The organism is Erwinia sp. V71 (assembly GCF_965644245.1).
GTDB lineage: Bacteria > Pseudomonadota > Gammaproteobacteria > Enterobacterales > Enterobacteriaceae > Erwinia.
This window is the reverse complement of record NZ_CBFFRK010000039.1, coordinates 22089-34204: the sequence shown is the minus strand read 5'-3', so window position 1 is coordinate 34204 and position 12116 is coordinate 22089. Positions and strand designations below refer to the sequence as shown.

Here is a 12116-nt window from a genome sequence, read left to right as displayed (position 1 = left end):
GCGGTTCTTTGTTCATTTACCATACGATGACAGGACGAAAAAATGGTTCCCATCGAATTAATCGCACCTTCCTTAATCCTTATCTTTTAGCTGAGAATGATCTTAGCAAAAAAATGTTCCGTTGCTAAATAAACTTTAGCGTTTCTTATGTTATTTTTCTTCTGGTAACTGATTGAGATTGAATGCTATTTTCATTTGTATCTCACGGAACTCAGTTTACGGCTTCAATGCATTTTTTTTATGTGTCATACTGGAAAATATTCCGGTTTTTTTGCGATATTTCTGATTATCGGCGCAGTATTCAGCGATAATAATAGCAGTCAGCAGTCAGCAGTCAGCAGTCAGCAGTCAGCAGTCAGCAGTCAGCAGTCAGCAGTCAGCACTCTGCATATTGTGCATTTAATGTAAAGAAAAAACACTGACTGAAAATAAATGAAAATTATTCCATTTCAGACTAATAATACTAATAGATTGTTATTTAATGAGTGTTTAGGGAAGGTGCGATTTAATCATTCAAAGTTCTGTTCATGACTACAATGATTGCCGTTCATCTATCGTTTTCAGTGTTTTGGGCGGTTCTTTGTTCATTTACCATACGATGACAGGACGAAAAAATGGTTCCCATCGAATTAATCGCACCTTCCTTAGTCTTTGGTGGTTATCATTATTCTGATTTTTATAAGATGGTAGTTAATAAAGTGAACGTTCGTCATGGATATACCTCAGCGACATTACTCGCCGGGTGTTTTTTGGTAAGTTTTGGCGCTTTTGCAGCAGAAAACGCGTCTGAGACGGGAAAAGCCACAGGTTGGTGGCAGACCTTCACCTCTAATGTGCAGCAGACCTGGAACTCGCCGGATCACTACGATCTCTATGTTCCAGGGATTACCTGGCATAACCGCTGGACTTACGACAAAGAGAAAACCGATCGCTACAACGAGCGGCCGTGGGGCGCAGGTGGCGGTGTGTCACGCTATGATGAGAACGGCAACTGGAATGGTATCTACCTGATGGCGTTCAAAGATTCGTATAACAAGTGGGAGCCGATTGGTGGTTATGGCTGGGAAAAAACCTGGCGTCCGCTGGCGGATGATAACTTCCGCATTGGCGCCGGTTATACGGTCGGAGCGACGGCGCGGGATAACTGGCACTATATCCCGATCCCGGTATTACTTCCTTTAGCATCAGTAGGTTACGGTCCGGCAACGTTCCAGATGACCTATATCCCGGGTACGTACAATAACGGTAATGTCTTTTTTGCCTGGGGCCGTCTGACGTTTTAGTCGCTAATTTGACCATTAAGCTGCTTCGATGTGAAAAAAAAACGATATTTATCACTTTTTCATCATGCCGCACTGGACAAAAGGCTTGGCAATTGCTGTACTAGGTTCCGACACAGTTTAGTGTCCATTTTTCATGTAAAGGTAATATTGATGTCTAAGATTAAAGGTAGCGTTAAGTGGTTTAATGAGTCCAAAGGATTCGGTTTCATTACTCCTGAAGATGGTAGCAAGGATGTATTCGTACACTTCTCCGCTATCCAGAGCAACGGTTTCAAAACCCTGGCTGAAGGTCAGCGCGTTGAGTTTGAAATCACTGACGGCGCAAAAGGCCCATCTGCTGCTAACGTTGCTGCTATTTAAGTTAGTTATCAGACAGAATTCAAAAAACCCGCCACTGGCGGGTTTTTTTTCGTCCTGCGTTTGCGTCTGCGGACATGCATCACACTAAACCATTTGTAACACTCGGTCGGTTCCGTTTTACTCCCCCGTCACGCTATAACTTAATCAGCAGATATTCCCGCCCGAAGCCGTTTATCGGGTGCTCAACCATCACTGTACAACGAGGGAAGACCATGAATATTCGCCCCGCGCAGCGGAAAGACAGTTTTGCCCTCAGCGCGTTACTGGCTGAGTTAGGCTATGGCGGTACGGAAAGTTTTATTGATAAACGACTGGCGCAGCTGACTGCCGATCCCGATGAGATGCTGCTGGTGGCCGAGCATGGTCAGTCGGTACTGGGTTTCCTGTCCCTGCACTTTATTCCCCAGCTGGCACTGGCGGGGGATTTTGCCCGCATCAGTTACTTCTGCATCGCCGAAGGGGAGCGCAGCAAAGGGGCGGGGCAACAGCTATTACAATACGCCGAGCGTATGGCGCAGCAGCGTGGCTGTGATCGGATGGAAGTGCATTGTCATGAACATCGCACCAAAGCGAATGCCTTCTACGCCCGCGAAGGTTACCAGGAATCACCGCGTTACCATATTAAACATCTGAACTAAGCAGCCCCGGTTCGATACCGCAGGCCATCACCAGCGCATCGGCAATGCTGTCGACCTGATCTTCCGGCAGCATCGAGGTACTGACACGAATAAACTGCCCGCCACCGCTGCGGCAGCGTTCGCCGGGCAGCACTGCGATGCCATGGGCGGCCAGCGTGATCATGGCAAACTGCTCAGACTCGACCGGGATACAAATACTCAGCCCGTCGCGTGCCGGCACCTTCAATCCCCTGCGCGCCAGTGCTGTCACCAGCACCTGCCGCCGTGCGGCATAGGTCGTGCGCGCCACGGTAATACTCCGTTGAGTCTGCTGATCCTGCAGCATCCAGACCACCGCCTCCTGCAAAATCCGGCTGGTCCAGCTGGCGCCAAAATTACGATATGACTGCAGACGCTTCACCAGAGAGAGCGGCGCGGAGAGCACCGCCAGCCGCAAATCGGGCCCGTAAGCTTTGGAAAATGAGCGAACATACAGCGTGCGGTCGGGAAAATGCTGGCCCAGGCTGTGCACCGGCCAGGCCGACAACTCGCCAATACCATCATCCTCGACGATCAGTGTAGCGGAGTGACGCAGGACTTCTGCCAGCGCCTGACTGCGTGCTTCGTTGACAGTATGACCGGTGGCTGAGTGCGTGCGCGGCTGGTAGATAAACAGCGTCGGTGCGCGCGCCAGCAGTTTTGCCAGTGCGTCCGGGCGCGGGCCATCCTCATCACAGGGTAGCGGCAGCACTTCTGCGCCGACATTATCCAGCATATCCAGCAGGCGTGTGGCCGTGGGATCTTCCAGTATCACCTTTTCTCCGGGCGAGACCAGGGTCTGCACGATTAAATTCATCGCATCGAAACCGCCATCGGTTGCCAGGAAAGCCTCTGCGGGCAGCGGCCAGTGTGGTTTGATGGCGGCCAGCAGGGTGGGTGTAATGAGTTCGCGTTCATAGCTGTTGAGATGGGGCGCCTGAATGGCGTGCAGCATGGCCTGCTTCAGATCGGGCAGCAACTGCGGGTCCGGTGATGACATTGCCAGCGCGGCTTTCACCCGGTCGCCATAATTGGCAATTTTTTCGAACCGTACCGGCGCCAGTGTGACGGTATCACCACACACCCATACGCCGCTGCGTCCTTTCCCGGCCAGCACTTTCTGTCGTTTCAGCTGCCCCCAGGCAGCAGAAACCGTCGCCGGGCTGACTGCCAGCCTCTCCGCCAGGTCACGTACCGCCGGCAACTGACTGCCGACATGAATCTCCCCCTGACGAATTAAGGTGGAAATACTTAGCGCAATGCCTTTCACCGAGGCATCAGGAATACGTGCGGCAAGCCAGTCAATGTCCACCATTACGGTCATAAGAAATCCGTTTGTTCAGTAACAAAGAAAATATTGTACAGATAATATTATCGATCTAGTATCAAATTCAAGCAGCAATCGATTAAAAAGTAATCATCTTAAGGTCTGGCAATCGCGCAGACGGTAAATATGAGAGGGAACATGGTAACCATCAGACTGGCCGTTCGGGACTGGGACTATTTTACGCCGCTGGCACTGGGGGATGTGAAGCCACAAGGCTTTAACGTTGAAGTTCATCGGGTTGGCACACTGGTTGGCGATCTGGCGACCAGCGAGCTATACGATGCGGGTGAAGTCTCTTTCAGCCGTTATGCGCAGGGACGCGCCAGGGGCGACACGTCGCTGCTGGCGCTGCCACACTTCCTGATGCGCGGTTTCCGTCAGCGCTGCATTATTACCACTACCGACAGCCCGCTAACATCCCTTGAGCAGCTGAAAGGCAAGAATATTGGTCTGACGGGCTGGCAGGATTCCGGTAACACTTGGACGCGCACACTGCTGCGTGAGGCCGGGGTTGAGACGGATGATGCCCGCTGGTTTGTCGGCCGCCTGACCGACGATCATCCGATTGTCGATCGCCTGAATGGTTTTGGCCGCCCGGGACGCATTGAAGCCGCACCTGGCGAACGCCCGCTGATTGAATTGCTGCAGGCTGGTGAACTGGATGCGGTATTCACTCCCTTTATGCCGCAGGGCTTTTTCCTGCCGGGTTCCGGGCTGCGTCAGCTGCAAACCGATTTCCGTCAGGCCGAGCTGGACTACTTTAACCGTGTCGGTTATGTGCCAGGGATTCATCTGCTGGCAATGAAACCTGCGCTGGCAGAAGCGCATCCTGAATTGCCGCAGGCACTCAGCGATCTGATTGATTTATCGGCCCAGGTGTGGCTGCAGAAACGCGAAAAGTATGCGGATACCACGCCGTGGTTACTGGATGATTTGCGACGTACCACGCAGGATTTACCGGCAAACTGGAATGAAAACGGTTTTGCGGTTAACAAGAAGATGATTGCTGATTTTGCTGAGGAGCTGTATCAGCAGGGGCTGACCAAAGAACGTCTGACGCCGGAGGCACTGTTCCCGGCTGCTGCACAGGGAGAAAAATCATGAAAGTCGCGATGGGGCAATTCGCGGTAAGCCGCGAGTGGCAGGAAAATGCTGAAACCTGTATCACGCTGATGACACAGGCAGCAGCGGCAGGGGCCGACCTGCTGGTGTTACCGGAAGGCGTACTGGCACGAGATATTGCCGACCCTGATTTGGTGCTGAAAGCCGCCCAGCCGCTGGATGGTCCGTTTATCAGCCTGCTGCTGGCCGCCAGCCGTGAAAATCAGATGACTACCATGCTGAGTGTGCATGTCCCGGCGGCAGATGGCCGCGCACTGAATGTGCTGATTGCCATTCGTGACGGTGAAATCATTGCGCATTACGACAAATTGCACCTTTACGATGCCTTTGCCATGCAGGAATCGCGCAACGTCAACGCCGGTAATCTGGTGCCACCGCTGGTTGAGGTGGCCGGAATGAAAATCGGCCTGATGACCTGCTACGACGTGCGTTTCCCGGAGCTGGCACGCCGTCTGGTGCTGGATGGTGCCGATGCGCTGGTGCTGCCCGCCGCCTGGGTAAAAGGTCCGTTAAAAGAGATGCACTGGGAAGTGCTGGTCACTGCGCGTGCACTGGAAAATACCTGTTATCTGGTGGCGGTGGGGGAATGCGGTCCGCGCAATATTGGCAACAGCCTGGTGGTCGACCCGCTCGGTGTGGCGATAGCCAAAGCGGCGGAAGGTCCGGCGCTGGTGTTTGCCGATCTCGATCCTGCGCGTATCGCCCATGCGCGCAGCGTGTTGCCGGTTCTTGAAAACCGCCGTTTTGCACGGCCGGAATTAAAATCATCCTGACCACTCCGGGGAATCACAGCAATGAAAAAAATCGCCTTAGCAATCACACTGGCTCTGGGACTGAATGCCTCACTGGCGCTGGTGGCAGATGCATTGCCAGTGCAAACCCTTAATCAGGCACTGCATGATCGCTTACCGGAAGAGGTGAAAAAAGCCGGTAAAATGACGGCAGTGAATAACGGCTCCTTTCCTCCATATGAGATCGTCAGCGGGCCAAACACCATGGATGGCGCGACTGCCGATCTGACCCATGCGCTGAGCCAGCTGCTGGGCGTGAAGATTGAGCATGCTACCGTGAGTGGCTTGGCCGGTGTGCTGGCGGGGATCAAATCGGGCCGTTACCAGCTTGCGATTGGCCCGATAGGGGATTACCCCGATCGTCAGGAAAAGAATGACTTTATCGATTTTGTGCAGGAGTTTGTCGTTTTCGCGGTGCAGAAAGGCAACCCGGCCGGGATTAACGGCCTGGAAGATACCTGCGGCAAGCGTATCGCGGTGATGGCGGCAGGATCGGCGGAGCAGGTCATTCGCCGTCAGTCGGCTGCCTGTACCGATGCCGGTAAACCGGCAGTGACCATCCAGTCTTTTACCGATCAACCTTCTTCTATTCTGGCGGTGCGTTCGAAACGTTCCGATGCGTTCTTCTCTTCTCAGGCACCGCTGATTTACTTTGTCGAGCAGGCTGATGGTGACCTGGAACTGACGGGGATCGGCAAGAAGAATGGTTTTGGTGATATTTTCCAGGGTTCTGTGGTGCCGAAAGACTCTGAACTGGGCAATGTGCTGCTCGATGCCTATAAAGAGTTGTTCAAAAATGGCACCTATGCCGCCATCATGAAAAAGTGGAAGCTGGAAGGCAATATGATCGCTGAGCCTGGGCGCAACCTGGCGAAAGGAGCGGTGAAATGACAGCAAAAACCACCGATTCACGAGCCAGGGACTGGGCTGACGTACAACAGCGCGATGTGGCCTATGCCCGCAGTGCGCCGACCTATGGACGCTGGGTTTCATGGATTGTGGTGTTGCTGATTGCCGGCAATTTTCTCTGGCTGGTTGCCACGAATCCCAATTTTGAATGGCATGTGGTGCTGCAGTGGTTTACCGAAGGGACGGTACTGCAGGGGCTGCAGGTGACGCTGGGATTAACCGTGGTGGCGATGATCCTCGGTGTGTTCCTTGGCTTGTTGCTGGCAGTGGCGCGGCTGTCGGATAACCGCTTACTGAGCGGGATTTCCGGTCTGTATATCTGGTTTTTCCGCGGCACGCCGCTGCTGGTGCAGCTGATTTTCTGGTACAACCTGTCGACGCTGTTCCCCACTATCTCTCTCGCGGTGCCGCTGGTGGGGCCGACCTTTGCCAGCTGGAACACCAATGACCTGATCACGCCGCTGACCGCTGCGATTGCGGGCCTGGCGCTGAATGAAGCCGCCTACATGGCAGAGATTATCCGTGCGGGGTTGCTGTCGGTGGACAATGGTCAGGTGGAAACCACTCAGGCGTTTGGCATGAGCCGCAGCAGGGCGCTGCGCCGGATTATTATTCCGCAGGCGATGCGCGCCATTATTCCGCCGACCGGTAATCAGCTGATCAGTATGATCAAGGCGACCTCGCTGGTTAGCGTAATTGCGATGGGCGACCTGCTTTACTCGGTACAGGCGGTCTATAACCGCACTTTTGAAATTATTCCGATGCTGATGGTCGCGGTGATCTGGTATCTGTTGATCACCTCCCTGCTGAATCTCGGCCAGTCGGCGATTGAGCGCTACTTTGCCCGCGGCACCCGGCGTTCGCCTTCCGTCTCCCGCACCAAATCACCTGCGGCAGAACGTCGTGTTGCCCCGCTAATTAACCGTCCGCTGGTGCGCAAGGAGGATGTATGAGTGATGTTCAGCCGCTGGTACGTGCCTTTAATGTGCAAAAGAGCTACGGCGATAACGAAGTGCTGAAAGGCATTGACCTGGATGTGTTTCCCGGTGAAGTGGTGGTGATTCTCGGTCCGTCGGGTTCAGGAAAATCGACCTTTCTGCGCTGCATTAATCATCTGGAAGATATGAATGCCGGTTCGATTATGGTCGGTGACGAGCAGATGGGCTATGAGCTGAAAAAAGGCGTATTGCATCGCCTTAATGCGCGCAAAATTGCCCGTCAGCGCCAGCAAATCGGTATGGTGTTTCAGCAGTTTAACCTCTATCCGCATATGACGGTGCTGCAGAACATTATTGAAGCACCGATTGGCGTGCATAAGCATCCACGCGCTGAAGCGGTACGTTACGCCAGAGAGCTGCTGGCGACGGTCGGGCTGAGTGATAAAGCTGATGCCTGGCCGCGTCATCTCTCTGGTGGTCAGCAGCAGCGGGTGGCGATCGCCCGTGCACTGGCGATTCGGCCAAAACTGATGTTGTTTGATGAACCCACTTCAGCGCTGGACCCGGAGCTGGTGGGTGAGGTGCTGGCGACCATGCGTGCCCTGGCCAGCCAGGGGCTGACGATGGTGGTGGTGACTCATGAGATTGGCTTTGCGCGTGAAGCGGCGGATCGGGTGGTGTTTATGGATGGGGGCGTGATTGTCGAGCAGGGCAGTGCGGAGCAGGTGCTGGGAAATCCGCAGCATCCGCGTACCCAGGCATTTCTCAGCCGCTTTATCTGATGCTGACGCAGTTTTGCCGATCTCACTCTGTTACAGATTTCAGTTGTATTAGCGTGATAACTGCGCATTAATACACAGACAGGTGATGGTTATTGCTGATTAAGAAGGTGTTATGGAAGGTATTAGTATTGGCAAGTTGCTGATTATTGGTGCGTTAATCGTACTGCTCTTCGGCACTAATAAATTGCGTTCGCTGGGCGGTGATCTGGGTGCGGCGATCAAAGGCTTCAAAAAAGCCATGAATGACGACGATGCTGCGAAGAAAACCACGGCAGAAGAGCAGCCGCAAGAGCGTGTAACGCATAAAGAGTAACGTCTGGCAACAGACGATAAAAAAAGGAGCCATCAGGCTCCTTTTTTATTGCTGTATGTGGCCGGCTTATTTAACTTCCAGACCTTTTGCCTGCATATCGGCGTGATAAGAAGAACGGACAAACGGTCCGCAGGCGGCGTGAGTAAAGCCCATCGCCATGGCTTCCTGTTTCATCTCATCAAATTCTGCCGGGCTGACATAGCGCTTTACTGGCAGGTGGTGACGGCTTGGCTGCAGGTACTGGCCCAGCGTCAGCATGGTGACACCGTGACGACGCAGGTCACGCATCACTTCAATGATCTCTTCATTGGTTTCACCCAGACCGACCATCAGACCCGATTTGGTTGGCACTTCCGGATGCGCTTCTTTAAAACGCTCCAGCAGTTTCAGTGACCATTCGTAGTTCGCGCCCGGACGCACCTGGCGATAGACGCGCGGCACGTTTTCGAGGTTGTGGTTAAACACATCCGGTGGCGTGGCATTGAGGATTTCCAGCGCGCGATCCATACGACCACGGAAGTCGGGCACCAGCGTTTCAATCTTGATGGTTGGGCTCTTTTCACGGATCGCGGTGATGCAGTCGGCGAAGTGCTGGGCACCGCCATCACGCAGGTCATCGCGGTCTACTGAGGTGATCACCACGTAACGCAGCGCCATATCCGCGATAGTTTGCGCCAGTTTGACCGGCTCGTTGGCATCCGGAGTCAGTGGGCGACCGTGGGCCACATCACAGAACGGGCAGCGGCGCGTACAGATAGCGCCGAGGATCATAAAGGTGGCAGTACCGTGGTTAAAACATTCCGCAAGGTTAGGGCAGGAAGCTTCCTCACAGACAGAGTGCAGGCCGTTTTTACGCATCGCCGCTTTGATTCCCTGGATACGGCTGGAGTCGGCAGGGAGTTTGATTTTCATCCACTCCGGCTTTCTCAGCATTTCCGGACGCTCAGTCGTCACGGTTTTAATCGGGATCAGCGCCATTTTGTCTGCGTCGCGATACTTAACGCCGCGTTCCATCTGAATAGGTTTACTCATAAGCTTGCTGTTTCCAGTTTGGATTGCGTTTTGGAATAATCATACAACTCAAAGAGTTACTATGTTTCTTCAACTTTATTTGATAAAACTGCAAAAATTATATCATTTCAGCGCGCCACAAGCAGCCCGCCGGATGCGAAAAGGTTACATAATTGTGAAGTCGCTGGACAGTTCACGCAGTTCCTGCGCCTCGCGATACTCTGTCGCGCCAATGCCCAGCAGAGTCACAAACTTATCAATTAATATCGGCTGCACCTGCGCCAGCGTGATAGCAGGCTGGAAAGCACTCAGCTGAGTCATTTCCAGTCCGGCGTAGCCGCACGGGTTGATGCGCAGGAACGGTGCCAGATCCATCGCAATATTCAGCGCCAGACCGTGGAACGAGCATCCCTGACGGATGCGCAGCCCCAGCGAACAAATCTTCTTGCCGTCAACATAAACACCGGGCGCGTCGGGTCGCGCACAGGCATCAACGCCAAAAAAGGCCAGTGTATCGATCACCGTCTGCTCGATAGCGGTGACCAGCTGACGCACGCCAATTTTTCGCCGCTTCAAATCGACTAACACATACATTACCTGCTGGCCGGGACCATGGTAGGTCACCTGACCGCCACGATCGCTCTGCACCACCGGGATATCACCGGGCACCAGCACATGCTCTGCTTTACCCGCCTGACCCTGGGTGAATACCGGGGTATGTTCGACCAGCCACAGCTCATCCGGCGTGTCCTGGCTTCGGCGATCGGTGAAGTGATGCATGGCTTGCGAGACGGGTTCCCACTGACGCAGGCCCAGCTGGCGGATAATGATGATGTCCTGATGCAAAATGGCTGTCCGGCTGGCAAAGAGTGAAGGGCAGTATAACGTTGCTAAAGGGCGAGAACCACCCGCCCTTTAGCGCAGGGTGCGTTTACAGCACCATACGAACGGTTTCGATTTTGCCTAATTCTTCGTACAGCGTTTCGATCTGCTCAATATGGGTTGCGGTAATGGTGATCGAAACCGAGTGGTAGTTCCCTTTACTGCTCGGTTTAACCTCCGGGGTGTAATCACCTGGTGCATGGCGCTGAACCACTTCCACGACGCGATCAACCAAGTCCTCATGTGCTAATCCCATCACTTTAAACGGAAAAGAGCAGGGGAATTCAAGCAGTTCATTCAGTTTGGTTTTCATAACAACTCCGGTGCGTTAAAACGAGGACTCCCGCCGCAGCGGGAGTTCTTACATGACTATTATATGGGGATTCGGTGGCCGAATATCAACCCCGATCTGCTCCCTCTCCCGTTAAATGGGGAAGGGCGCAAGATTAGCCAAACCAGTGGTGGAACATCAGTTTGATGTAATCGATGATACGACCGAAGAAGTTGCCTTCCTGGACTTCGTTCAGCACGACCAGCGGACGCTGTTCGATGGTTTTGCCATCGAGCTGGAAGTTGATGCTGCCCACCACCTGGTTTTTCTGCAGCGGCGCATGCAGTTCAGTGTTGGTCAGCACATAGCTGGCTTTCAGATCTTTCATGCGGCCACGTGGAATGGTCAGCGCGGCATCTTTCTCCACGCCCAGCTGGACGCGGTCAGTATCGCCAAACCATACCGGCTCAGACGCGAACTCTTTACCCGCTTTCAGTGGTGCCACGGTTTCGAAGAAACGGAAGCCCCAGGTTAGCAGTTTTTTACTCTCGGTTTCGCGACCTTTAAAGGTACGGCCGCCCATCACTGCAGAGATTAAACGCGTCTGGCCTTCGGTTGCCGATGCCACCAGGTTGTAACCGGCGGCATTGGTGTGACCGGTTTTGATACCGTCAACATTCAGGCTGGTGTCCCACAGCAGGCCGTTACGGTTGGTCTGGCGGATGTTGTTAAAGGTGAACTCTTTCTCTCTGTAGACGGCGTATTCGTCCGGTACATCACGGATCAGTGCCTGACCGATCAGCGCCATATCGCGCGCTGAGCTGTACTGGCCGTCGGCATCCAGGCCATGTACGGTCTGGAAGTGGGTATTCTGCAGACCCAGCGCTTTCACGTAGTTGTTCATCAGGCCGACAAACGCGTCCTGGCTGCCCGCAACATAATCGGCCATCGCCACACAGGCATCGTTACCCGACTGCAGCACAATGCCACGCGTCAGCTGGGAGACCGGTACGCGGTCGCCTGGTTTCAGGAACATCAGTGAAGAGCCTTTGAACACCGGGTTGCCGGTCGCCCAGGCGTCCTGACCCACAGTGACCATATCGTCCTGATGAATTTTGCCGGCTTTTACTGCCTGGCCGATGACATAGCTGGTCATCATTTTGGTCAGGCTGGCCGGGTCGCGACGGGCATCCGCATTTTTTTCCGCCAGCACTTTACCGGAGTTGTAATCGATCAGGATGTAGGCTTCTGCATCGATATCCGGCACGCCAGGGATCATGGTCTTCAGATTAACATCTTCGGCATGTGCAAAACCGGTGAAGCTGAGGGCGAGCAGTGAACCCACTGTCAGGCGTTTGAAAAAACGAGAAGGAGTCTTAGTGTTCATATTCAGGACAACAACATCCGTGGATTAGGTTGAAAAAAGTGACTCATCATAGCAAATGCGTATTTCGTCGGCATCCGACTTTCC

At 53.7% G+C, this 12116-nt stretch carries 14 protein-coding genes; 9 read left to right on the top strand and 5 right to left on the bottom strand.

Annotation, left to right across the window (positions count from 1 at the left end; all coding sequences use genetic code 11):
* The first annotated feature begins 683 nt into the window (after positions 1-683).
* The 3 genes from pagP to ACSZO1_RS10750 all read left to right on the top strand — a co-directional run bounded on the left by pagP (position 684) and on the right by ACSZO1_RS10750 (position 2281).
* Positions 684-1283 (top strand): lipid IV(A) palmitoyltransferase PagP, encoded by a 600-nt coding sequence (gene pagP / locus ACSZO1_RS10760; RefSeq protein ID WP_437612348.1) that lies wholly within the window; start codon positions 684-686, stop codon positions 1281-1283.
* Positions 1284-1433: 150 nt separating this feature from the next.
* Positions 1434-1643 carry a transcription antiterminator/RNA stability regulator CspE gene (gene cspE / locus ACSZO1_RS10755; RefSeq protein ID WP_017799283.1) on the top strand — a complete coding sequence of 70 codons (210 nt, stop codon included), beginning with the start codon at positions 1434-1436 and terminating at the stop codon, positions 1641-1643.
* A 212-nt stretch (positions 1644-1855) separates the two neighbouring features.
* Positions 1856-2281, top strand: a complete 426-nt coding sequence (locus ACSZO1_RS10750) for an N-acetyltransferase family protein (protein WP_437612342.1) — start codon at positions 1856-1858, stop codon at positions 2279-2281.
* Here ACSZO1_RS10750 and ACSZO1_RS10745 read toward each other — a convergent pair.
* Positions 2265-3623 (bottom strand): PLP-dependent aminotransferase family protein, encoded by a 1359-nt coding sequence (locus ACSZO1_RS10745; protein ID WP_437612340.1) that lies wholly within the window; start codon positions 3621-3623, stop codon positions 2265-2267. The genes ACSZO1_RS10750 and ACSZO1_RS10745 overlap by 17 nt on opposite strands.
* Before the next feature lie 141 nt (positions 3624-3764).
* Between ACSZO1_RS10745 and ACSZO1_RS10740 the strand changes: the two genes are divergently transcribed.
* From ACSZO1_RS10740 to tatE, 6 genes are all read left to right on the top strand, one after another.
* Positions 3765-4730, top strand: coding sequence for a nitrate ABC transporter substrate-binding protein (locus tag ACSZO1_RS10740; protein ID WP_437612338.1), 966 nt, complete (start codon positions 3765-3767; stop codon positions 4728-4730).
* Positions 4727-5521: a deaminated glutathione amidase gene (locus tag ACSZO1_RS10735; RefSeq protein ID WP_437612336.1), complete on the top strand. Its 795-nt coding sequence runs from the start codon at positions 4727-4729 to the stop codon at positions 5519-5521. The genes ACSZO1_RS10740 and ACSZO1_RS10735 overlap by 4 nt, the downstream gene beginning before the upstream one ends.
* Positions 5522-5542: 21 nt before the next feature.
* Positions 5543-6430: an ABC transporter substrate-binding protein gene (locus ACSZO1_RS10730; protein ID WP_437612334.1), complete on the top strand. Its 888-nt coding sequence runs from the start codon at positions 5543-5545 to the stop codon at positions 6428-6430.
* Entirely contained in the window at positions 6427-7401 is a 975-nt protein-coding gene (locus ACSZO1_RS10725; protein WP_437612332.1) for an amino acid ABC transporter permease, read from the top strand. Before ACSZO1_RS10730 ends, ACSZO1_RS10725 begins: the two co-directional genes overlap by 4 nt.
* Complete coding sequence (locus ACSZO1_RS10720; RefSeq protein ID WP_437612330.1) at positions 7398-8168, top strand: amino acid ABC transporter ATP-binding protein; 771 nt, start codon at positions 7398-7400, stop codon at positions 8166-8168. The genes ACSZO1_RS10725 and ACSZO1_RS10720 overlap by 4 nt, the downstream gene beginning before the upstream one ends.
* A gap of 112 nt (positions 8169-8280) precedes the next feature.
* Complete coding sequence (tatE, locus tag ACSZO1_RS10715) at positions 8281-8481, top strand: twin-arginine translocase subunit TatE (protein ID WP_437612328.1); 201 nt, start codon at positions 8281-8283, stop codon at positions 8479-8481.
* Positions 8482-8547: 66 nt separating this feature from the next.
* On the opposite strand, the gene lipA is transcribed toward tatE, so the two are convergent.
* From lipA to dacA, 4 genes are all read right to left on the bottom strand, one after another.
* Entirely contained in the window at positions 8548-9513 is a 966-nt protein-coding gene (lipA, locus tag ACSZO1_RS10710) for a lipoyl synthase (RefSeq protein WP_437612326.1), read from the bottom strand.
* A gap of 144 nt (positions 9514-9657) precedes the next feature.
* Positions 9658-10338, bottom strand: coding sequence for a lipoyl(octanoyl) transferase LipB (gene lipB, locus ACSZO1_RS10705; RefSeq protein WP_437612324.1), 681 nt, complete (start codon positions 10336-10338; stop codon positions 9658-9660).
* An 85-nt stretch (positions 10339-10423) separates the two neighbouring features.
* Complete coding sequence (gene ybeD, locus ACSZO1_RS10700; protein WP_437612322.1) at positions 10424-10687, bottom strand: DUF493 family protein YbeD; 264 nt, start codon at positions 10685-10687, stop codon at positions 10424-10426.
* 133 nt (positions 10688-10820) lie between these two features.
* On the bottom strand, positions 10821-12032 hold the full coding sequence (dacA, locus tag ACSZO1_RS10695; RefSeq protein WP_437612320.1) for a D-alanyl-D-alanine carboxypeptidase DacA: 1212 nt from the start codon (positions 12030-12032) through the stop codon (positions 10821-10823).
* Positions 12033-12116: the final 84 nt, after the last annotated feature.